The organism is Kitasatospora sp. NPDC004272 (assembly GCF_053603035.1).
The window spans coordinates 1-22151 of sequence record NZ_JBSGET010000009.1 but is presented as its reverse complement, the minus strand read 5'-3'; the positions used below and the strand labels follow the sequence as shown (position 1 = coordinate 22151).

19 protein-coding genes are annotated in these 22151 nt (G+C 73.1%); 6 read left to right on the top strand and 13 right to left on the bottom strand.

The features are described from left to right. Positions 1–85 precede the first annotated feature (85 nt). A complete protein-coding gene (rhaI, locus tag ACWEO5_RS05040) occupies positions 86–1252 on the bottom strand; it encodes an L-rhamnose isomerase (RefSeq protein ID WP_452160229.1) in 1167 nt (388 codons plus the stop codon). 151 nt (positions 1253–1403) lie between these two features. Between rhaI and ACWEO5_RS05035 the strand changes: the two genes are divergently transcribed. Next, entirely contained in the window at positions 1404–2417 is a 1014-nt protein-coding gene (locus tag ACWEO5_RS05035) for a LacI family DNA-binding transcriptional regulator (RefSeq protein WP_452160227.1), read from the top strand. Positions 2418–2465: 48 nt separating this feature from the next. Here ACWEO5_RS05035 and ACWEO5_RS05030 read toward each other — a convergent pair whose 3' ends face one another. Next, on the bottom strand, positions 2466–3500 hold the full coding sequence (locus tag ACWEO5_RS05030; RefSeq protein ID WP_452160225.1) for a LacI family DNA-binding transcriptional regulator: 1035 nt from the start codon (positions 3498–3500) through the stop codon (positions 2466–2468). A 284-nt stretch (positions 3501–3784) separates the two neighbouring features. Between ACWEO5_RS05030 and ACWEO5_RS05025 the strand changes: the two genes are divergently transcribed. The 4 genes from ACWEO5_RS05025 to ACWEO5_RS05010 all read left to right on the top strand — a co-directional run bounded on the left by ACWEO5_RS05025 (position 3785) and on the right by ACWEO5_RS05010 (position 9660). After that, positions 3785–5098 (top strand): ABC transporter substrate-binding protein, encoded by a 1314-nt coding sequence (locus ACWEO5_RS05025; RefSeq protein WP_452160223.1) that lies wholly within the window; start codon positions 3785–3787, stop codon positions 5096–5098. 116 nt (positions 5099–5214) lie between these two features. Next, positions 5215–6099 (top strand): carbohydrate ABC transporter permease, encoded by an 885-nt coding sequence (locus tag ACWEO5_RS05020; protein ID WP_452160221.1) that lies wholly within the window; start codon positions 5215–5217, stop codon positions 6097–6099. A 6-nt stretch (positions 6100–6105) separates the two neighbouring features. Continuing rightward, positions 6106–6999 carry a carbohydrate ABC transporter permease gene (locus tag ACWEO5_RS05015; protein ID WP_452160219.1) on the top strand — a complete coding sequence of 298 codons (894 nt, stop codon included), beginning with the start codon at positions 6106–6108 and terminating at the stop codon, positions 6997–6999. Between the two features lie 48 nt (positions 7000–7047). Further along, positions 7048–9660, top strand: coding sequence for a family 78 glycoside hydrolase catalytic domain (locus ACWEO5_RS05010; protein WP_452160217.1), 2613 nt, complete (start codon positions 7048–7050; stop codon positions 9658–9660). 122 nt (positions 9661–9782) lie between these two features. Here ACWEO5_RS05010 and ACWEO5_RS05005 read toward each other — a convergent pair whose 3' ends face one another. The 9 genes from ACWEO5_RS05005 to ACWEO5_RS04965 form a co-directional block, all read right to left on the bottom strand. Further along, positions 9783–10418, bottom strand: coding sequence for a CoA transferase subunit B (locus ACWEO5_RS05005; RefSeq protein ID WP_452160215.1), 636 nt, complete (start codon positions 10416–10418; stop codon positions 9783–9785). Continuing rightward, entirely contained in the window at positions 10418–11173 is a 756-nt protein-coding gene (locus ACWEO5_RS05000; RefSeq protein WP_452160213.1) for a CoA transferase subunit A, read from the bottom strand. Before ACWEO5_RS05000 ends, ACWEO5_RS05005 begins: the two co-directional genes overlap by 1 nt. Positions 11174–11201: 28 nt before the next feature. Further along, positions 11202–11972, bottom strand: coding sequence for an SDR family NAD(P)-dependent oxidoreductase (locus tag ACWEO5_RS04995; protein ID WP_452160211.1), 771 nt, complete (start codon positions 11970–11972; stop codon positions 11202–11204). Then, entirely contained in the window at positions 11969–12931 is a 963-nt protein-coding gene (locus ACWEO5_RS04990) for a fumarylacetoacetate hydrolase family protein (RefSeq protein ID WP_452160209.1), read from the bottom strand. Before ACWEO5_RS04990 ends, ACWEO5_RS04995 begins: the two co-directional genes overlap by 4 nt. Positions 12932–13031: 100 nt before the next feature. Further along, on the bottom strand, positions 13032–13967 hold the full coding sequence (locus tag ACWEO5_RS04985) for a VOC family protein (RefSeq protein WP_452160207.1): 936 nt from the start codon (positions 13965–13967) through the stop codon (positions 13032–13034). A 37-nt stretch (positions 13968–14004) separates the two neighbouring features. Then, positions 14005–14997: an amidohydrolase family protein gene (locus ACWEO5_RS04980; protein WP_452160205.1), complete on the bottom strand. Its 993-nt coding sequence runs from the start codon at positions 14995–14997 to the stop codon at positions 14005–14007. Continuing rightward, a complete protein-coding gene (locus ACWEO5_RS04975) occupies positions 14994–16127 on the bottom strand; it encodes an FAD-dependent oxidoreductase (protein WP_452160203.1) in 1134 nt (377 codons plus the stop codon). Before ACWEO5_RS04975 ends, ACWEO5_RS04980 begins: the two co-directional genes overlap by 4 nt. 130 nt (positions 16128–16257) lie before the next feature. Further along, a complete protein-coding gene (locus ACWEO5_RS04970) occupies positions 16258–17229 on the bottom strand; it encodes a cyclase family protein (RefSeq protein WP_452160201.1) in 972 nt (323 codons plus the stop codon). Next, complete coding sequence (locus ACWEO5_RS04965; protein ID WP_452160199.1) at positions 17226–18209, bottom strand: fumarylacetoacetate hydrolase family protein; 984 nt, start codon at positions 18207–18209, stop codon at positions 17226–17228. Before ACWEO5_RS04965 ends, ACWEO5_RS04970 begins: the two co-directional genes overlap by 4 nt. A 109-nt stretch (positions 18210–18318) precedes the next feature. Here ACWEO5_RS04965 and ACWEO5_RS04960 point away from each other — a divergent pair, with 109 nt between their 5' ends. Next, complete coding sequence (locus ACWEO5_RS04960) at positions 18319–19251, top strand: LysR family transcriptional regulator (protein WP_452160197.1); 933 nt, start codon at positions 18319–18321, stop codon at positions 19249–19251. Positions 19252–19568: 317 nt separating this feature from the next. Here the strand turns inward: ACWEO5_RS04960 and ACWEO5_RS04955 are convergent, their stop codons facing one another. Together ACWEO5_RS04955 and ACWEO5_RS04950 are read right to left on the bottom strand one after the other, a co-directional pair. Then, positions 19569–21074, bottom strand: a complete 1506-nt coding sequence (locus tag ACWEO5_RS04955) for an arabinofuranosidase catalytic domain-containing protein (protein WP_452160195.1) — start codon at positions 21072–21074, stop codon at positions 19569–19571. 102 nt (positions 21075–21176) lie between these two features. Then, positions 21177–22127, bottom strand: coding sequence for an RICIN domain-containing protein (locus tag ACWEO5_RS04950; protein ID WP_452160193.1), 951 nt, complete (start codon positions 22125–22127; stop codon positions 21177–21179). Between the last annotated feature and the right edge of the window lie 24 nt (positions 22128–22151).

The following is a 22151-nucleotide window of genomic DNA, read 5'->3' as shown; positions in this document are numbered from 1 at the left end:
CTGGACGGAGGGGCGGTGGCGCTCACGGGGTGTGCGGGCCGGTCCGTGGTTGCGCCGATGCGGACCGGCCCGCGCTGCCGGTGGGTCAGGCGCCCCAGCCGGCCTGGTGGCCGCCGACGCGGTCGGCGGCGATCTTGTCGGCCCAGCCGGTGGCGCGGTAGGCGGCCAGCGGGTTCGGGTCGAGTCCGGCCTCGGCGCGGACCTCGGCCAGCAGCGGGCGGACGTCGGTGCTGTAGGCGTCCATCAGCACCTCGTTGGCGGCGAGCACGTCACCCGCGTCCTGAGCGGCCGTCAGGGCGCCGGTGTCCACCAGCAGGGCCTTGGCGGTGGCCTCCTGGACGTTCATCACCGAGCGGATCACCGCGGGGATCTTCGCCTCGATGTTGTGGCACTGGTCGAGCATGAACGCCACGCCGGTCTCCGGCGCGAGGCCGCCGTTCTTGACGACCTCGTGCATGATCCGGAACAGCTGGAACGGGTCGGCCGCGCCGGCCATCAGGTCGTCGTCCGCGTAGAAGCGGGAGTTGAAGTCGAAGCCGCCGAGCTTCCCCTCGCGCAGCAGGAACGCGACGATGAACTCGATGTTGGTGCCGGGCGCGTGGTGGCCGGTGTCGACCACGACGGTGGCCTTCGGGCCCAGCCGCAGGCAGTGCGCGTACGCGGTGCCCCAGTCCGGGACGTCCATCGTGTAGAACGCGGGCTCGAACAGCTTGTACTCCAGCAGGATCCGCTGGTCGTCGCCGAGCCGCTCGTACACCTCGGCGAGCGCGTCGGCCAGTCGGCCCTGGCGGGCCGAAGTGTCGTCCTGGCCGGGGTAGTTGGTGCCGTCGGAGAACCACAGCTTGAGGTCCGTCGAGCCGGTGGCGTCCATGATGTCGACGCACTCCAGCAGGTGGTCGACCGCCTTGCGGCGCACCCGCGCATCCGGGTTGGTGACCGAGCCGAGCCTGTAGTCGTCGTCCTGGAAGACGTTGGCGTTGATCGCGCCGATCTCCAGGCCGAGGCCGCGGGCGTGGGCGGACAGCGCGGCGTAGTCCTCGACCCTGTCCCAGGGGATGTGCAGCGAGACCTTCGGGGCGGCGCCGGTGGCGGCGTGCACCTGGGCGGCGTCGGCGAGCTTCTCGTACGGGTCGCGCGGCACGCCGGGCTGGGCGAAGACCTTGAAGCGGGTGCCCGAGTTCCCGTAGCCCCACGAGGGGGTCTCGATGCGCTGGGCCCGGAGGGCGTCCTGCACGGCAGATCGGTCGGTCACCGGAGCACCTCTTGGATCATTCGGTTTGAATCGTTTCAACCAGACCGTAGGTCGAACGACGCGGAACCGTCAAGCCACTGCCGTAATCTGGCGACCGTCCAGCGATCACCTCGGTGAAACTTTTCAATCCGGAACGGAGACGGGCACGGGCATGGGCAGCACGGCAGGGATCAAGGACGTGGCCCGGGCGGCCGGGGTGTCGGTGGGCACGGTCTCCAACGTGATCAACCGGCCGGAGGTGGTCGGCGAGGAGACCCGGGCCCGGGTCCAGGCCGCGATCGACCGGCTCGGCTACGTGCGCAGCGAGTCGGCGCGCCAGCTGCGCTCGGGGAGCAGCCGGATCATCGGCCTGCTGGTCCTCGACCTGGGCAACCCGTTCTTCGTCTCGGTGGCCCGGGGCGCGGAGCGGGCGGCGCGGGCCCAGGGCCTGGGCGTGATGGTCTGCAACAGCGCGCAGCGGCCGGCCGACGAGGCGGACTACCTGGCGCTGTTCGCCGAGCAGCGGGTGCGCGGGGTGCTGCTGACGCCGGCCGACGCGGAGGGTTCGGGGGCGGCGGCGCTGCGGCGCCACGACGTGCCGTTCGTGCTGGTCGACCGGCTCGCCCCGGGGATCGACGCCTGCTCGGTGTCGGTGGACGACGTCCAGGGCGGCTCGCTGGCGGCCGCGCACCTGCTCGCGGCCGGGCACCGGCGGATCGCGTTCGCGGGCGGCCGCCACCGCCTCCAGCAGGTCGCCGACCGGCGCTCGGGCGCGCTGGCCGCGCTGGCGGGCTCCGGCGCCGAGCTGCTCGACCTGGAAGTCAACGGCCTCGACGTCGCCGCGGGCCGGGACGCGGGCGCCCGGCTGCTGGGCATGCTGCCGCGGCCGACCGCCGTGTTCTGCGCCAACGACCTGCTGGCGCTGGGTGTGCTGCAGGCCGCGTTCGCGGCGGGCCTGCGAGTGCCCGATGACCTGGCGATCGTCGGCTACGACGACATCGAGTTCGCCGCCGCGGCGGCGGTGCCGCTGACCTCGGTGCGCCAGCCCGCCGAGGCGATGGGGCGCACGGCGGTGGAGTTGCTCGCACAGGAGACCGGCGGCGGCGCGCACCGGCACCGGCAGGTGGTCTTCGAGCCGGAGCTGGTGGTGCGCGGCTCCACGCTGTCGGCCCCGCGGACGGCCTGAGGGTTCCGCCGTTGAATCCATTCAACGGCGGGCTTCGATGGACGCGGCTCAGTCGGCGTGCGGCGCGGCGGTGCTGGAGCGCACGACGAGCCGGGGGGTCATGGCGGTCTGCATGGCCCGGGTGCGGCGGCCCTCGACCCGTTCGAGGAGCATCCGGGCGGCGGTGGCGCCCATGGTGGTGCCGGCCTGGTCGACGCTGGTGAGCTGGACGGGCGCGAGGGCGGCGACCGCGGTGTTGTTGTAGCCGACCAGCGAGAGGTCGCCGGGGATGTCCAGCCCCAGTTCGGCGGCGGCCCGGTAGACGCCGAGGGCGGCGACGTCCGCGCCGGCCATGATGGCGGTGGGCCGGTCGGCGGCGCCCAGCAGCCGCTTGCCCGCCTCGTAGCCGCCCTCCTCGGAGTAGGCGGCGGCGAGGGCCTGCGGAGCGAGGCCGTGGCGCTTCATCGCGGCGCTGTAGCCCTTGGCGAGCACCGCTTCGGGGGTGAGCTTCCACTGGCTGCCCTTGAGGCCGGGGGCGGCGAGCAGGGCGATCCGGCGGTGGCCGAGGGCGGCGAGGTGGTCGACGACCAGCGCCGCGCCCTGGTCGTCGGCGTCGACGACCGAGTCGTGCACGGCGGCGGTGTCGTGGTGGCCGATCACCACGGTGGGCAGGGTCTCGGCGGTGGCGAGCACCTCGGCGCGGCTGGTGCCGGGGGCGATCAGGATCAGGCCGTCCATCTGGCGGTCCACCATCGACTGGACGGTGCGCGCCTGTTCGGCCGCGCCGAAGCCCGCCGCGCCGATCAGCACCGTGTAGTCGCTGCCGCGCAGTTGCTGCTGGACGCCGTCGAGGATGTCGGCGAAGAAGGTGTTGCGGAGGCTGTCGAGCAGCACTCCTATCGTGTAGGTCCGCCCCCGCATCCCGCGCGCGGCGGCGTGCGGGCGGTAGTCCAGCTCGGCCATCGCGGCGCGCACCCGCTCCTGCATGGCGGGGCTGACGCCGTAGGCGTTGCGGAGCACCTTGGAGACGGCCGCGGTCGAGACGCCGGCGCGGGCGGCGACGTCGGTGATGGTGACGCGCTTGGGGCGTTTCGTCGGCTCCATGGCCCACTTTCTCAAGAGTCACGATCTCAGAAGTCACGGTCGTGAAAGTCACCGTTGCGCAACGTTCTACACGATCTTTCCCGGCCAGGACCAGCCGAACCGCCCTGGTGACCGGCTCGTTACGTCCCCGTGTCTTGACGATGGCTCGCCCTCGGGGGCACTGTGGACCTCATCGTGGAGAACGTTCTACAAAGTCGGGCCCCGTCTTCCGGGAGTGCCCCGCGTTCCCCGGTTCAGCGATCCCCCCACCTCTGCCTCCGCTCAATGACGCCAGGAGCACAGCCGTGACCATCAACCCCACCCGCACCGGCAGAACCCGCCTCGTCGGCTGCACGGCCGCCGCCGCAGCCGTGGTGCTGCTCGCCTCCGCGTGCGGCGGCGGCGGGACGGGCGCGAGCGCCTCCCCGAAGAACTTCGACTACCTGTCGGTCACCGAGAACACCACCATCAAGAAGACGCTGACCACGCTGTCGACGACCTCCTGCACCGACCAGAACAAGGCGCTGCCGCTGAAGGTCGACACCGTCCCGCAGTCCGGCCTGGACCAGAAGCTGCAGCTGCTGGCGGGCCAGAACGCCCTGCCGGTCCAGTTCGCGGCCGGCAACGCCCCGGCGCTGACCACCCAGCTCTTCACCGCGGGCAACGTCGCCAACCTGGAGGACGAGCTCACCAAGCTCGGCGTCTTCGACCAGCTGCAGCCCGCCGCGGTCTCCACCATCAAGGCGCTCTACCAGAACAACCTCGCCGTGCTGCCGTACGAGTACAACATCGAGGGCATCTTCTACAACAAGAAGGTCTTCGAGGCCAACGGCATCGCCGTCCCCGGGACGTGGGACGAACTGGTAGCCGCGGCCGCCAAGCTGCAGGGCGCGGGCGTGCAGCCCTTCGCCGCCTCCGGCCAGCAGGGCTGGCCGCTCACCCGCCTGGTCAGCGGCTACCTGTACCGCAGCCTGGGCCCGGGCGCGATGAACGCGATCGCCAACGGCACCGCGAAGCTGACCGACCCCGAGTACGTCAAGGCCGCCCAGCAGGTCGCCGAGCTCGGCAGGAAGGGCTACTTCGGGCAGGGCGTCGGCTCCATCGACTACGACACCGCGATGAACCAGTTCCTGGGCGGCAAGGCCGCGATGTTCTACATGGGCAGCTGGGCGCTGGCCAACATCGCCGACGCCGAGCAGGACACCCTGGGCGCGGAGAACGTCGGCTTCATGCCGTTCCCCGCGGTCGCCGGCGGCAAGGGCTCCATCGACCAGTACCCCTCCAACGTGGGCCTGCCGGTCGCGATGAACGCCAAGAGCTTCGACGCGAAGACCGGCGACTGGGTGAAGTGCATCGCGCAGAACTACGGCAGCGTCGCGCTCAAGGACCAGGGCACCATCTCCGGTTTCAAGGTGAACACCCCGGTGGAGAACGCCAACGCCGTCACCGGCCAGATCCGCGACACCATCGGCGCCTCCAAGGAGAGCGTGCTGTGGTTCGAGGCGCTGTTCAGCACCAAGGCCACCACCGTCAGCCAGCAGAACGCCGCTCCCCTGGTGACCGGCGCGATCAGCCCGGAGAAGTTCATGCAGCTGGTCCAGGACGCCCTGGCCCAGTAAGGCACCCGATCCGGTGGCGGGGGGGGGGGGGGGGGGCGCCCCCCCCCCCCCCCCCCCGCCACCCGCCCGGCCGCGTGCCGCAACCGCTCCCTCCACGACAACGAAGGACACGTCCAATGCACCGCGTACTCGGTGACCGCAGGGCAGTCGCGATCCTGTTGGGCCCCGCCCTGCTGGTGTACACCCTCGTCATGCTCGTCCCCATCGGCTGGTCGCTGGGGTACTCCTTCACCAAGGGCAACAGCATCACGGGGTTCAGCTGGGCCGGCCTCGCCAACTTCCAGCGCCTCGCCGACGACCCGGCCGTCCACGACGCCCTCTGGTTCACCGTCAAGTACGCGGCCGTCGTCACCGTCGGCCAGGTCGCGGCCGGGTACGCGCTGGCCCTGCTGTACACCTTCTACCTGAAGAAGGCCTCCGCGCTGGTGCGCACCCTGGTGTTCTTCCCCGTGGTGCTGCCGACCGTCGCGGTCGGCCTGCTGTTCCAGAAGCTCTTCCAGGTCGCCCCGCAGACCGGCCCGGTCAACTCCCTGCTGGAGCTGGTCGGCCTGCACTCGGTGGACTGGTTCGGCAGCGCCGGCAGCTCGTTCTGGGTGCTGATCCTGATGGACGTCTGGCGCTCGATGGGCTTCTACGCGGTCCTGCTCTTCGCCGGCCTGGTGGACATCCCCGACGAGGTCCTGGAATCGGCCCGCCTGGACGGCGCCTCCGGCCTGCGGCTGATCCGCCACATCGTGCTGCCGCTGTCCTTCCCGGTCCTGATGTCCTCGGCGATCTTCAGCATCAACGGCACCCTCAAGGTGTTCGACTCGATCGTCGCGCTCACCAACGGCGGCCCCGGCAGCGGCACCACTCCCCTGACCCTCTCCATGTTCCAGACGTCCTTCACCTACGGCGAGTACGGCTACGGCAGCACCATCGCGGTCCTGCTGACGGTGCTGTGCCTGCTGGTGACGCTGGTCGTCTTCCGCGTCTCGCGGCGCGATCTCACGAAGGGCTGAGCCGCCATGTCCGTCGACACGCCGCTGCGCACCGCACCCGCCCGCGCCGTCCGCAAGGCCGCCCCGCGCCGCCGCCGCCCGCTGCGCGGCCTGTGGGCCAAGATCCTGATCGCCCTGCTGGTGGTCGTCGAGGTCTACCCGCTGCTGTGGATGTTCCTCACCTCGGTGAAGTCCAACAACGACTACCTCGACCACTCCACCTGGAGCCTGCCCACCCACTGGGAGTGGGGCAACTACACCGAGGCGTGGACCACCGGCCACATCGGCCTGTACCTGCGCAACAGCCTGCTGGCCGTCGTCCCCTCGCTCGCGCTGGTCCTGCTGATGGGCGCGGCCGCGGGCTTCGCGCTGCAGATCATGGTGTGGAAGGGCCGGAGCCTGACCCTGCTGGTCTTCCTGGCCGGCGTCATGGTGCCCTCGCAGATGATCCTGCTGCCGCTGTTCACCGTGTACTTCCGCACCGGCCTGTCCGGCACGCTGTGGCCGCTGATCCTCACCTACACCGGCACCGGCCTGCCGCTGACCGTCTTCATGATGGCCACCTACTACAAGAGCGTGCCCCGCGAGCTCTTCGAGGCCGCCACCATCGACGGCGCCGGGATCCTGCGCATGTTCTGGACGATCAGCCTGCCCATGGTGCGCAACGCGATCCTCACCGTCGGCCTGGTGCAGTTCTTCTTCATCTGGAACGACCTGCTGGTCGCCCTGACCTTCACCAACAGCCAGGACCTGCGCACCGTCCAGGTCGGCCTGCTGAACTTCACCGGCGACTTCGGCGCCACCCAGTACGGCCCGCTGTTCGCCGCGATCTGCCTCAACGTCTTCGGCACGCTGGCGATCTACCTCTTCCTCAACCAGAAGGTCATGAAGGGCCTCACCGGAGGCGCGGTCAAGGGCTGACGCCCCCGCCCCCGCCGCCCCGCACCACCCACACCCCGGAAGGTCCCCATGCTCCTCCCGCCCGCCCCGGTGACGTTCGAACACCTGCCGGACGGCCTCGGCACCGGCGTCGCCGCCCCCCGCCTGTCCTGGACCCTGCCCGCCGGCACCCGCGCCCAGGACGCCTACGAGGTCGAGGTCGAACGCGACGGCCGCCGCACCACCACCGGCCCGCTGCCCGGCGCCGACCACCGCCTGGTGCCCTGGCCCGCCGCGCCGCTCGCCTCCCGCGAACGCGCCACCGTCCGCGTCCGCGTCTGGGCCGACGGCGAGGGCCCCTCCGCCTGGAGCGCGCCCGCCGCCGTCGAAGCCGGACTGCTCTCCCCCACCGACTGGAGCGCCGTCCCGGTCGGCGCCGCCTGGCCCGAGGACCCCGACGCCGAACGCCGCCCCGCGCGGGTCCGCACCGGCTTCCACCTGGACAAGCCCGTCGAGCGCGCCCGCCTGTACGTCACCGCGCACGGCCTGTACGAGGCCGAGATCAACGGCCGCCGGGTCGGCGACGAGGCGCTCGCCCCCGGCTGGACGGTCTACCCCGAACGCCTGCGCTACCGCACCCACGACGTCACCGCGCACCTGGTGCCCGGCGCCAACGCGATCGGCGCCTGGCTCGGCGACGGCTGGTACCGCGGCAAGTACGGCTTCGACGGCGGCACCCGCAACATCTACGGCACCGACCAGTCGCTGATCGCCCAACTGGAGATCACCCACCCCGACGGCACCCGCACCACCGTCGCCACCGGCCCCGGCTGGACGGCCGCCCCCAGCCCGATCCTGTTCAGCGGCCTGTACGAGGGCGAGACGCACGACTCCCGCCTCGACGACCCGCTGTGGTCGACCCCGCGGGCCGCCGCCGACGGCTGGACGCCGGTCGCCGTCCGCACCCGCGACCCGCGCACCCTGGTCGCCCCGCAGGGCCCGCCGGTGCGCCGCACCGCCGAGGTCGCCCCCGTCTCGGTGACCCGCCGCCCCGACGGCCGCCACCTGCTCGACTTCGGCCAGAACCTGGTCGGCCGGCTGCGGATCACCGTCGACGGCCCGGCCGGCGCCGAGGTCGTCCTGCGGCACGCCGAAGTCCTGGACGGCGGCGAACTCGCCGTCCGCCCGCTGCGCGAGGCCCGCTCCGTCGACACCCTCATCCTGGCCGGCGGCCCGCAGACCTGGGAGCCGCGCTTCACCCTGCACGGCTTCCGCTACGCCGAGATCACCGGCTGGCCCGGCGACCTCGACCCCGCCGACGTCACCGCCCGCGTCCACCACACCGACCTGCGCCGCACCGGCTGGTTCGAGTGCAGCGACCCGCTGGTCAACCGCCTGCACGAGAACGTCGTGTGGAGCATGCGCGGCAACTTCGTCGACATCCCCACCGACTGCCCCGCCCGCGACGAACGCCTCGGCTGGACCGGCGACCTGCAGGTCTTCGCCCCCACCGCGGCTTTCCTGTACGACTGCGCGGGCATGCTCGACTCCTGGCTCACCGACGTGGGCGTCGAGCAGCTGCCCGACGGCACGATCCCCTGGTACGTGCCGGTCATCCCCGGTGAGCCCGCCTGGACGCCGATCCAGCCCGGCGCCGTCTGGGGCGACGCCGCCACCCTCACCCCCTGGCTGCTGCACCGGCGCTTCGACGACCCCGAGCTGCTGCGCCGCCACTACACCACCGGCCGCCGCTGGGTCGACCTGGTCGACCGGCTCGCCGGGCCCACCCGGCTCTGGGACACCGGCTTCCAGCTCGGCGACTGGCTCGACCCGGCCGCCCCGCCCGAGGACCCCGGCGCGGGCCGCACCGACCCGTACCTGATCGCCACCGCCTATTTCGCGCACTCCGCCCGGCAGCTGGCGCGCACCGCCCGGGTGATCGGCGAGCACGCCGACGCCCACCGCTACGGCCTGCTGGCCAAGCAGGTCGCCGCCGCGTTCCGGCAGCGCTGGGGCACCCCGGACGGCCTGCTGACCTCCGACAGCCCCACCGCCTACGCCGTCGCCCTGCGCTTCAACCTCATCAGCGAACCCGCCGCCCGCCGCCGGGCCGGCGACCGGCTGGCCGAACTGGTCCGCGCGGGCGGCCACACGATCGCCACCGGCTTCGTCGGCACCCCGCTGATCTGCGACGCCCTCACCGACGCCGGCCACCTCGACGACGCCTACCGGCTGCTGCTGCAGACCGAGTGCCCGTCCTGGCTCTACCCCGTCACCCAGGGCGCCACCACGATCTGGGAACGCTGGGACAGCCTGCGCCCCGACGGCACCCTCAACCCCGGCGGCATGACCTCCTTCAACCACTACGCGCTCGGCGCGGTCGCCGACTGGCTCCACCGCACCGTCGCCGGTCTGGAGGCGTTCTCTCCCGGCTACCGCACCATTCGCTTCGCCCCCCGCCCCGGCGGCGGCCTCACCTGGGCGAAAGCCCGCCACGAGACCCCCTACGGCACCGCCGCGATCTCCTGGCAGCTCGCCGACGGGGTCCTGACCGCCGAACTGACCGTCCCCCCGGGCTGCCAAGCCGTCCTGGAACTCCCCGACCGCCCGCACCGCCTGCTGGGCCCCGGCACCCACCGCGTCAGCACCGCCGAACCCGGCGTCCCCGCGCCCCACCGGTCCGCCGAACCCGCGACCGCCTGACACCACCGCGCCCGAGAACCCGCTCCCCGAGAACCCGCTGCCCCGGACGACGCCGCTCGGCGAACGTCCGGGGCAGTTCCGTTCGGTCAGTCCCGTCAGTCCCGTCAGTCCCGTCAGCCCCGTCAGACCCGGACGAGGACCGGTGCGCCGGTCGCGGCGAGCACCTGCTCCACGCCGGTGCCGGGGGCGGTCTCGACCAGGGCCAGGCCGTCGGGGGTGACGTCGAGGACAGCGAGGTCGGTGACGATCCGGTGGACGCAGGCGCGGCCGGTGAGGGGCAGGGTGCAGGTGTCGACGAGCTTGGGGGTGCCGTCCTTGGCGGTGTGCTCGGTCAGCGCGATGACCCGGCGGGCGCCGTGGACCAGGTCCATCGCGCCGCCCATGCCCTTGACCACGGCGCCGGGGATCATCCAGTTGGCCAGGTCGCCGCGCGCGGAGACCTGCATGGCGCCGAGCACGGCGGTGTCGATGTGGCCGCCGCGGATCATGCCGAAGGAGAGCGCGGAGTCGAAGAACGACGCGCCCGGCAGCACGGTGACGGTCTCCTTGCCGGCGTTGATCAGGTCCGGGTCGACGTCCGGCTCGGCCGGGTAGGGCCCGGTGCCGAGGATGCCGTTCTCGGACTGCAGGACGACGTCGACGCCGGGCGGCAGGTGGTCGGGGATCAGCGTGGGCAGGCCGATGCCGAGGTTGACGTAGCTGCCGGGGGTGAGTTCGCGGGCGGCGCGGGCCGCCATCTGCGGGCGGGTCCAGGGCATCAGGGACGCACCGTCCTCTTCTCGATCGCCTTGTCGGCGGCCTGGGCGGGGGTGAGCGCGACGACGCGCTGGACGAACACGCCGGGCAGGTGGACCTCGTCCGGGTCCAGCTCCCCCGGCCCGACGAGTTCCTCCACCTCGGCGATCGCGATCCGGCCGGCCATCGCGGCCAGCGGGTTGAAGTTGCGGGCGGCCCGGTGGAAGACCAGGTTGCCGTGCCGGTCGCCGCGGGCCGCGCGGATCAGCGCGTAGTCGGTGGTGATGCCGTGCTCCAGGACGAACTCCCGTCCTTCGAAGGCGCGTTGCTCCTTGGGCGGGGAGGCCAGCGCGACCGATCCGTCCGCCGCGTAGCGCCAGGGCAGGCCGCCGTCGGCGACCTGGGTGCCCACGCCCGCGGGGGTGTAGAAGGCGGGGATGCCGCAGCCGCCGGCCCGCAGCCGCTCGGCCAGGGTGCCCTGCGGCACGAGTTCCACCTCCAGTTCGCCGCCGAGGTACTGCCGGGCGAACTCCTTGTTCTCGCCGACGTAGGAGCCGGTGACCCGGGCGATCCGGCCGGCGGACAGCAGTAGGCCCAGGCCCGCGCCGTCGACGCCGCAGTTGTTCGACACCACCCGCAGCCCGCCGGCGCCCTGCTCGTGCAGGGCCCGGATCAGGGTGGAGGGGATGCCGCTGAGACCGAAGCCGCCGACGGCCAGCGACGCGCCGTCGGGGATGTCGGCGACCGCCGCGGCCGCGCTGGGACTGACCTTGTTCATGCACAACTTCCTTGAACCAGAGGGGATTTCAGGCGCGGAGCGCGTCGGAGATCGACTTGGCGCCGCCGTGCGCGGTGTAGCCGCCGTCGACGGGGATCTCGGCGCCGGTGATGAAGGAGGCGTCGTCGGAGAGCAGGAAGACCACCAGCCCGGTGACCTCGTCGACGGTGCCGGTGCGGCCCAGCGGGGTCTCGCGCAGGTTGGCCTCGCGGAACGCGGCCGGGGCGGTGGCGGTCATCTCGGTCTCGATGAAGCCGGGGTGGACGGTGTTCACCCGGATGCCGCGCGGGCCGAGCTCCACGCAGGCGGCCTTGGCCAGGCCGCGCAGCGCCCACTTGCTGGCGGTGTAGGCGACCGGGTAGTGCCCGGTCAGCGCGGCCGCCGAGCCGACGTTGACGATCGAGGAGCCGGGCGGCATCAGCGGGGCGAGGTGCTGCGTGCCGAGCAGCGGGCCGGTGGCGTTGACGGCGTGGACCCGGGCGAAGTCCGCGGCGGTGACCTCGCCGAGCCGGGCCCGCCAGGTGACGCCCGCGTTGTTGACCAGGCCGTGCACCGCGCCGTGCTCGGCGCGCAGTTCGGCGGCGAGCGCGGCCCAGCCGTCCGGGTCGGTGACGTCCAGCGGGCGGCAGCCGGCGGCGGGCCGGGCGTCGGTGGCGACCACGACGGCGCCCGCCGCGGCCAGGGCGCGGACCTCGGCCGCGCCCTGGCCCTGCGCGGCGCCGGTGACCACGACCACCTTCCCGGCCAGCCGGCCGCCCGGTCCTCCGTCCGGCCGTCCGGCCGGGGTGGCGGCGCTCACGGGCGGGTCCGGGGGCGCGGGCGGGCGGCGGGGATCGGCTGCGGTTCGACGCCGGGGACGACGGTGTTGGCGACGGTGCCGATGCCTTCGACGGTGAGGGTGACGGTGTCGCCGACCTTCAGCGGCGCGGGCTGCTGGGCGCCGTTCAGGCCCCAGAGTTCGGCCAGGCAGCCGCCGTTGCCCATGGTGCCGGAGCCGAGCACGTCGCCGGGGCGGACGGCGGTGCCGCGCGAGGCGTAGGCGACCAGGTCCTCGAAGGTCCAGCCCATGTTGGAGAGCAGGTCGGTGCCCACCACCGTGCCGTTGACGCTCGCGGTCAGCGCGAGGCGCAGGAAGCCGTCCTCGTCCCGGTACGGTTCGAGTTCGTCGGCGGTGACCAGCCAGGGGCCGAGGGTGGTGGCGGTGTCCTTGCCCTTGCAGGGGCCGAGGCCGACCTGCATCTCGGCGGACTGCAGGTCGCGGGCCGACCAGTCGTTGAAGACCGTGTAGCCGACGATGTGCGCGCGGGCCCGCTCCGGCGTCAGGTCGCTGCCTTCGCGGCCGATGACGGCGGCGACCTCCAGTTCGAAGTCGAGGGCCTGCGAGCCGGGCGGCACGGGCACGCCGTCGTGGGCGCCGATCACCGCGTAGGGGTTGCCGAAGTAGAACGTCGGTGCGGCGTACCACTGGTCGGGGACGCCCGCGATGCCGTTGACGCTCTTGCGGACGCCTTCGACGTGCTCCTCGAAGGCGACGAAGTCGCGGACGGTGGGCGGCTGGATCGGCGGCAGCAGCCGGACCTCGCCGACGGCGGGTCCGGGCGGCCCGGCCAGCGCGGCCCGCCCGGCGGCGTGCAGGGCCTCGGTGCCGGAACGGATCAGGTCGAGCAGGTCGGTGCCGGCGGGCAGCGGGTGCAGGCGGTCCTCGGCGAGCGCGCCGCAGTGGCGGCGGCCCTCGTGCTCGTAGGTGGCGAAGCGCATGGGGGATTCCCTCGGACTGGGGCCGGGGACGCGGCGCGGTGTCAGGGCTGGACGGGTGCCGTGCCGCGCCCCCGGGGCTTGGTGGGGTGGTCTCAGCGGGTCACACGGGCGGGGCGACGAAGACGCCGCGGTCGACGTCGTTGAAGGACTCCTTGGCGACGATCTCGCTCATCGGGTTGGCGGTGCCCCACTGGTCGGTGACCTCGGGCTGCGAGAAGTCGTAGACGTGCGGGTGCCAGGTGTCCTCGTCGAGGTTCTCCAGCTCGGTGGTGTACTCGACCGTGTTGCCGTGCGGGTCGAGGAAGTAGGAGAAGGTGTTGTTGCCCGCCAGGTGCCGGCCGGGGCCCCAGATCTTGCGGACGCCCGCCCGCAGCACCCGCCCGGTGCCGTACATGTACTCGTCCAGGCCGCGCAGTTCGAACGAGACGTGGTGCAGCGAGGTGTGCGGGCCCTTGGCGAGGGCCATCGAGTGGTGCTGGTTGCTGATCCGCATGAAGTGCATGACCTCGCCCATGTGCGGGGAGGAGAGCGTGTCGGAGAGCCGGAAGCCGAGGTGCTGCTCGTACCAGAGCCGGGTGCGGTCCAGGTCGGGCGAGTTGAGGACGACGTGGGAGAGCCGGACGGGGATCGACTCCTGGGTCTCGATCCGGCGGTGCTTGCGGGCGGCGACGTCGGCGGAGACCTCGATCGTGCGGCCGTCGCAGTCGAAGAAGCGGAAGCCGTAGCCGCCGCCGGGGGTGTCGACGGCGCCCGGGCGGGTGATCAACTGCACGCCCGAGGAGAGCAGTTGCTCGGCGAGGGTGTCGACGTCGGCGGGGTTCGCGGCGCCGTAGGAGACCAGGTCGAGGCGCTTCTCCTCCGCCCGGCGCAGGCGCACCACGTACTGCTCGGGGGAGCCCTCGGCGGCCAGGAAGGAGATCCCGTGGTCGGAGGCGGTCTCGGTCAGGCCCCAGACGCCGGAGTAGAAGTCGAGCTGCTTCTCGAAGTCGGGCACGGCGAGGTCGACGTGCCGCAGGTGGGTGAGCAGGCGGTTCATGGGTGGTCCTCCTCGGTGGGAAACGTCGTCGGGGGGGTCAGAGGCCCAGCAGGGCGGCGGCGTTGGCGCCGCGGACGGCGGCGTGGTCGGCGGGCGGCAGACCGGCCTCGGCGAGGACGGCGAGCGGGTCCTCGGTGCCCATGTCGAACGGGAAGTCGGAGCCGAGCAGCACCCTGTCAGCGCCCGCCGTGCGGATCAACTCCCGCAGGACGTACGGATCGTGGACCAGCGAGTCGAAGTACAGCCGGCGCAGGTAGGAGCTGGGTTCGTGCGCGCAGCCGCGGGCGTCCGGGCGGGCCCGCCAGGCGTGGTCGGAGCGGCCGATGTGGGTGGGCAGGTAGCCGCCGCCGTGCGCGGCGATCAGCTTCAGGCCGGGGTGGCGGTCGAGGACGCCGGAGAAGACGAGGTGGGAGAGGGCGACGGCGTTCTCGGTGGGCTGGCCGACGGTGTTGGACAGGTACCAGCGGTCGAGGCGCTCGTCGAGGGTGCAGCCGAAGGGGTGCAGGAACAGCACCGCGCCGGTCTCGGCGGCCCGGGCCCACAGCGGCTCCAGCCCGGGGTCGGAGAGTTCCACTCCGGGTGCGTGGCTGGAGAGTTCGACACCGAGCAGGCCGAGGGACAGCGCGTGGTCGAGGGCTTCGACGGCGAGGTGCGGGTGCTGGAGCGGGACGAGTCCGAGGCCGCGCAGCCGGTCCGGGGCGGCGGCGCAGTGCGCGGCGGTGGCGGTGTTCGCCGCCTCCCGGACCTTGCGCGCCGTCTCCTCGCCGGCCCAGTAGTGGTAGTGCGAGGGCGACGGGGAGACCAGTTGCACGTCGACGCCCTGGGCGTCCATGGCGGCGAGCCGGGCGGCCGGGTCGGTGAGCAGCGGGATCCGGGCGGCGACCATCGGGCCGCTGACCGCGAGGGCCCGGGGGCCGTTGCGGCGGGCGTCCAGCGCCTTGGCGTGGGCGAGGCCGGGCTCTCCGGCGACGAGCGCCTCGACCTCGGGCAGCAGCAGGTGGGCGTGGACGTCAACGGTCGGGTGAGTCACGGGAGTTCCTTCAGGACGGCGCTGGTGCGGGCCATCAGGCCGGGGACGTCTGCGTCGCGGACGCCGTCCATCAGCCACTGGCCCAGCCGGCAGGAGTTCTCCACCACCATCCGGACCCGCGGCAGGCGGCGGGCGTGGTAGTCGATGAGCAGTTGCTCGCTGAACTTCTCGGCTCCGGTGAGGAGTTCGGCCAGGACGAGGGCGTCCTCCAGGGACATCGCGGCGCCCTGGGCGAGGGTGGGCGGGCAGGCGTGCGCGGCGTCGCCGACCAGCACGACGCGGCCGCGGTGCCAGGGGCCCTCGACCAGGTGCCGGTCGAACCAGGTGTAGTTGACCTGCGCCGGGTCGGTGAGGGAGGCGGCGATCTGCTCCCAGTGGCCGCCGTACCCGGCCGCCAGCCGGCGCATCTCCTCGGCGTAGCCGGCGGGGTCGATGGTGGCGCGGTCGCGCTTGGGTTCGACCAGGTAGGCGTAGACGGTGTCGGGCCCGGTCGGGCAGTACCCGGCGATGTACGCGGCGCCGCCGTAGGTCAGGTCGGTGCGCTCGACGCCGGCCGGGCGGGGGGCGGGGGTGCGCCAGATCGCCATGCCGGTGGGTTCGGGGCGCTCCTCGATGCCGATCATGGCGCGGGTCGCGGAGGAGATGCCGTCCGCGCCGACCACCAGGTCGTAGCGGCCCGAAGTGCCGTCGGAGAACTCGGCGTCCACGCCGTCGGCGTCGGCGCGCAGCGCGGTGACGGTGGTGCCGAGCCGGACGTTCGCGCCGGTGGCCTTCACCGCGTCGATCAGGATGCGCTGCAACTGCGGGCGCTGCATGCCGACGGTGGCGGGCAGGTCCTCGCCGCCGGTGCGCACGTCGCGGGCGACGTGCAGCACGGTGCCGTCGGGGGCGGTGAGGCCGACGGAATCGAACGCGAAGCCCGACTCCCGGACCCGCTCCCAGACGCCGATCTCGCGCAGGGCGCGAAGTGCGTTGCCCTGCAAGGTGATTCCGGAGCCGGAGACGTTCCAGTCGGGCTTGGCCTCGACCAGGTCGACGTCGATCCCGGCCCGGCGCAGCAGGACGGCGAGGCCGTTGCCTGCGGTGCCACCGCCGATCACCAGAACGGATCGGACACTGGTTGTTGTCATGGGGGTTGCTCCCTGGCGGGTGGGCCGCGCCTCGTCACGCGGCGGACGGGAGGGAAAAGGGAGGGAGAACCGGCCGGCCGAGGGCTGTCCGGGCGTTCGACCGGCCGGCGGTCCGGGGTGGTCGCGCGGACTACTTGACGGCGACCGGGTTGACCGGGGAGCCGACCGCGCCGGTGATCGGCAGCGGGGCGGCGGTCAGCCAGAACTCGTAGCCGCCGTCGGCGGCGCAGTGCGCGGCGAGGGCGTCCGGGTCCCACATCTCGCCGATCAGCAGGCCGATGTTGGGGATGGCGACCTGGTGCAGCGGCTGGAAGGCGTGGTCGAACTCGTTGGGGCGGACCTCGAAGCCCCAGGTGTCGGTGGCGATCGCGGCGATCTCGCTGGCGTGCAGCCAGCCGGCGGTGGTGAAGGACAGGCCGGGTGCCGGTCCGCCCGCGTACTCGCCCCAGCCCTCGCGCCGCACCCGGCTGAGCTGGCCGGTGCGGACGATCACGATGTCGCCGCGGCCGACGGCCGAACTCGGGCCCTGGGCCTCGATGGTGGCGCGCAGGTGCTCCTCGGTGATCGCGAAGCCGTCGGGCAGTTCGCCGTCGGCGCCGATCGCGCGGCCGACGTCGAGCAGGACGCCGCGGCCGGCGATCTGGTGGGCCATGTGCTCGATGCCGGTGATCCGGTCGCCGTCGGAGGTGACGGTGGTGGCGGCGTCGCGGCCGTTCCACGCCCGGCCGTGGTCGAAGATGTGGCCGAGGCCGTCCCACTGGGTGGAGCACTGCAGCGGCATGGCGATCACGTCGTCCGCGCCGCCGATGCCGTGCGGGAAGCCCTGGAGTCCGGCGGCGGCGTCGGTGCCGGTGTCGAGCATGGTGTGCACGGGGTTGGTGCGGCGGCGCCAGCCCTTCTGCGGGCCGTCCATGTCGAAGCGCTGGGAGAGCGAGAAGCTGACGCCCTGCCGGATCAGCCCGGCCGCCTGCCGCCGCTTGGCCTCGTCCAGGAAGTTGAGGGTGCCGAGGCGGTCGTCGGCGCCCCAGCGGCCCCAGTTGGAGTACGCCTTCGCGGCGGCGGCTATCGCGCCCTCGGGGTCGGTGCGGTCGGGGGCGTTCACGCCGGCTCCTTCACGCAGCGGGTGCGCTGGGCGCCGAGGCCGGTGATGGTGCCGTCCATGACGTCGCCGTCGGCGAGGAAGCGGCCCCAGTGCATGCCGTTGCCGGCCGGGCTGCCGGTGAGGATCACGTCTCCGGGCAGCAGCCGGGTGGTCTGCGAGGCGTAGGAGACCATCCGCGCCACGTCGAACAGCATGTCGGCGGTCGACTCGTCCTGCATCGTCTCGCCGTTCAGCTCCAGCGTGACCCGCAGGTCGGACGGGTCCTCGACGAAGGCGGCGGGCACCAGGTAGGGGCCGAGCGGGGTGAAGCCGGGGGCGTTCTTGCAGCGCAGCCAGTCGGTGCCGATCTCCGGCATGTCGCGGCGGAAGACCAGCTCCCGGGCCGTCAGGTCGTTGGCGATGGTGTAGGCCGCGACGTGGGCGAGCGCCTGCTCGGGGGTGACCCGGTACGCGGGGGCGCCGATGACGGCGGCGAGCTCCAACTCCCAGTCCGGCTTGGTGCACCAGTGCGGGAGGACGACGTCGTCGTACGGGCCGGTGATCGAGGACGGCAGGCCGATGAACACGTACGGCTGGTCCTCGGCGGCGCGCCGGTCCATCATCGCGCCGATCTCGGCGCGGGCCTGCTCGACCGGGCGGGTGTCCTCGGCGGGGCGGTGCGCGATCGCCAGGTCGATCACGTGCTGCCGGTAGTTGGCGCCGGACTGCAGCAGCTGCCGGGGCTCGACCGGGGCCAGGGTGCGCAGGCCGTCGACGGGCCGCCAGGCGGCGTCCGCGCGGGCCGCCAGGTCGTGCAGGACGGGCAGTGCCTCGTCCCAGCGCTCCAGCAGGTCGCGGGTGGTGGCGGGGCTGCCGAGCGCGGGGCGGCCGCGGAGGTCCAGGACCCGGCCCTCGGCCACCAGGCCGGGGAAGGGCGCGCCGTCGCCGTCGGCGAAGGTGCCGAGTGCGAAGGGGCCGCGGAGTTGCGCGTGTGTTGCCACGAGGTTTCCTCTCGATGCGTTGCGACTAATGTGGCCCCGGCACGGCAATCATGGAAATCAATTCTATTGATACCCATCATCCACGACACGGATAAGCGAGCCGACCTCGATGAACCTCGCGACCCTCGACCTCAACCTGCTCCCCGCGCTGCGCGCCCTGCTGGAGGAGCGCAACGTCACCCGGGCCGGCCGGCGGCTCGGACTCAGCCAGCCCGCCATGAGCGCCGCCCTGGCCCGGCTGCGCAAGCACTTCGACGACCCGCTGCTCACCCGGTCCGGCAACAGCTACGCCCTCACGCCGCTCGGCACCGCGCTGCTCACCATGACCGGCCCCGCCTGCGACCTGCTGGAACGGGTCTTCACCTGCCAGTCGTCCTTCGAACCCGCCACCGCGGAACGCGAGTTCACCCTGCTCTCCTCCGACTACGGCGCCGCCGTCTTCGGCGCCCGCCTCGCCCGCGTCCTGCACGCCGAGGCCCCCGGCATCCGGCTGCGCTTCCAGCAGGTCGGCCCCACCCTGGTCGACTCGATCACCGACTTCCTCGGCGCCGCCGACGGACTGCTGCTGCCGCACGGCGTGATCACCGGCTACCCGTCCCTCGACCTGTACACCGACCGCTGGGTCTGCCTGGTCGCCGACGACCACCCCGAGGTCGCCGACGCCTTGACCCTGGACGACCTGGCCCGCCTCCCCTGGGCCGTCTACCAGCGCACCCACGACGCCCCCGCCACCCGGCAACTCGCCCTGCTCGGCATCGAACCGCGGGTCGAGGTCTCGGTGGGGACCTTCCAGCTGCTGCCCGCCATGGTCGCCGGCACCCGCCGGATCGCCCTGATCCAGGAACGCCTCGCCCACCTCCTCGGCCCGCAGGACGGCGTGCGCACCCTGCCCTGCCCGTTCGACCCCGTCCCGCTCACCGAGGCCCTGTGGTGGCACCCCATCCACACCCCGGACGCCGCCCACCAGTGGCTGCGCGAGACCGCCGCCCGGGTCAGCGCCGAACTCCGGGAGCGGACGCCCGGCCGTCCGTCCGACGGATGACGGGTATTCACACAATCGATCGGCAGGGGCATTCCCCCGGGCCCCCCGCCCGTCCAGGATGACTGCCACCCCGGCCCGTCACCACGGCGCTCCCCGCCGGCACCGCCACCGCCGCCCCGGCCGTGGCGTACCCCCTGCTCGACGGTGCCCGGCCCCCGGGGCCCGCCGTCGGCGAACGGGCGGGCCGCGTGGGCGTGGTCGGTGCGCGGGACCACGGGGGCGGATCGTCGCGGAGGTCGGGCGGTTCGTCAGCCCGTTGTCGACCGCGGCCCCCGCCCGGGGCGGTCCCGGGCGGGGGCCGGTCGGCCCTCAGGGGCTCAGCCGAGCTTCCACTGCTGGTTGCTCTGCCCGCTGCAGGTCCACAGTTGGACGGCGGCGCCGTTCGCCGTCGACGCTCCGCTGACGTCCAGGCAGAGCCCCGACTGGACGCCGGTGACGGTGCCGTTGGCATTGCGGACCCACTGCTGGTTGGGCTGCCCGTTGCAGGGCCAGACGATCGCCTTGGTGCCGTTGGCGGTGCCCTTGGCCTCGGCGTCCAGGCACAGTTGGCTGCTGCCGGAGTACACCGTCAGCTGGCCGGAGGGCGTGGCGGTCCAGGTCTGGTTCGCCCCGCCGGAGCAGGAGTAGGTCTGGGTCCGGGTGCCGCCGGTGGTGCTGGAGCCCGGGACGTCCAGGCACTTCCCGGCGCCGACGGCGTGCAGCGGCCCGGTCGTGCTGCCGGTGCCGGTGCTGTAGCCGGCCGCGGCGATGTTGGCCTGGACGGCGTCGTCCGTGGCGTCGGACGGGTAGCCGCTGACGACGGCGCCCTCGTAGAAGGTCCCCAGGCTCTGGTTGGTGTTGCCGTTGCAGCAGTCGCCGCCGCTGCCGAGGATGACGGCGCCCTGCTGCTTCATCGGGCTGTAGCCGGGCGGGAGCGCGCCGTTCCAGAGCGTGGTGAGCCCGCCGGACTGGGCGTCGCCTCCCTTCAGGGCGAAGCGGGTGGTGCCGTTGTTCTTCAGCATCGCGGTGACGTAGCGGCTGGTGAAGGCCCGCTGGTTCTGGTTCCAGGACTGGCTGCCGCCGGAGTACAGGCCGTACTCCAGGTCGGCCTGCACCCACGGGCCGGTCCCGGAGCAGCCGCCGAACCAGCAACTCGTCCCGAAGTAGATGGCGTTCATGGCTCCGGCGCCGTCCGCCCTGCGGTCCGTCTCGCTGTTCCCGTAGTCGAAGCAGCAGCCGCCGTTGACGTGCGTTCCGCTGGTCACCATGTACGCGCCCTGGGGGGCGCTGCCCAGCGGCATCCCGGAGGAGGACCCGTCGTGCCAGTAGCTGTTGCCGGGGTTGATGTAGAGCGAGTACGCCTTGGCCCCGCCGAGGGCGAGGGCCTCGCTGGTGGCGCTGGCCGGGGTGTCGCTGCCGCCGGCGCCGCCGGGGCCCTGGTAGGCGAGGTCGTTCCCGTGCCCGGACTGGTCGAAGACGATCGTGACCACGCACGGGGTACCGGCGCAGAAGGCGTCCTGGGCGGCCGCGTTGGCGACGCCCCCGGCGGCGACGGGGGCGATGTTCTGCGTCCGGCCGTCCGAGGCCCGGCGGACCTGGTAGAGCGCTCCGCCGTACGCCGCGTAGAGGGCGCGGGTGGTGGAGTGCGCGGCGACGCAGGGCGTGCCGCCCGCCGCGTAGAGGTCGCAGGGGCCGGTGGTGGCGGCCTGCGCGGTACCGGCGAGTCCTCCGGTGCCGACCGCGGTGCCGACGAGCAGCAGGACCGTGGCGAACGCGCGTGCCAGCGTGCGGAGTCGGGCGCGGGGCGGGGGTGTCGGTCGTTCCGGGCGGCGGCTGTCACGCATGGGGGCTCCCTGCGGCTCGTCGGATGGGCGTGGGGCGGTGGAGGGGGCGGGGGCGGTGGACGGCGGCGGGCCCGGGGTGCGCGCCGGGCCGCCGCGGGGGCGTCACAGGGCCCACTGCTGGTTGCTCTGGCCGTTGCAGGTCCACAGGTCGACCGGGGCGCCGTTGGCGGTGGACCTGCCGGTGACGTCGAGGCAGAGTCCGGACTGGACGCTGGTGATCGTGCCGTCGGTGTTCACCCGCCACTGCTGGTTCGCCTGGTTGTTGCAGGTCCAGATGATCGCCTTGGTGCCGGGCGCGGTCTGGTTGTCGTACGCGTCGAGGCACATCTGTGTGCCGCCCAGGGAGACGGTCAGCTGGTTGGCGGCGGTGTGCGTCCACTGCTGGTTGGCCTGGTTGTTGCAGTCCCAGATCTGCACCTGGGTGCCCGAGGTGGTGGTCGAGTTCGGCACGTCCAGGCACTTGCCCGCGCCCACGGCGCGCACCGGTCCGCTGGTGGCGGTGCCGCCGCTGGTGCCGCCGCTGACCCGGAGCATGGTGGTGCCGTGGGCCGGGACGGTGGCGCTGATGGTGCCCGTGGTGGTCGAGGTCGCGCCGGTCCACAGGTCGGTGAGACCGTAGCTCGCGGCCCCGGTCTTCCCGATCGCGGCGGCGGAGGTGGTGATGGCGGCGGTCGAGCCGGTCTCGTTGAACAGGACCACGGAGACGTCGCCGTTGGCCAGCGGCTTGGCCAGCACGTCCAGGCCGTTGCCGGAGGAGACCATGGTCCCCTGCTTGCCCAGCGGGTCCTGGTCCACGGCGATCACCCGGGTGTTGGTGAGCGTGGCGAGGGTGTTCGCGCCGGCCGAGGCGATGTTGGTGCCGGCGATCAGCGGTGCGGCCATCTCGGCCCAGAGGCTGAATTCGGTGCGGCTCTCGGTGTCGCTGAGGGAGCCGTTGCCGACCTCCAGCATGTCCGGGTCGTTCCAGTGGCCCGGACCGGCGTAAGGGCTGTCCCGTAATTGATCTTCGGGCGTCTCGGGCGCGGGTCGATGCTCGGCGGTCGCCCGCCTCACCCGGCCTGGAGGAGGTTGTGCAGG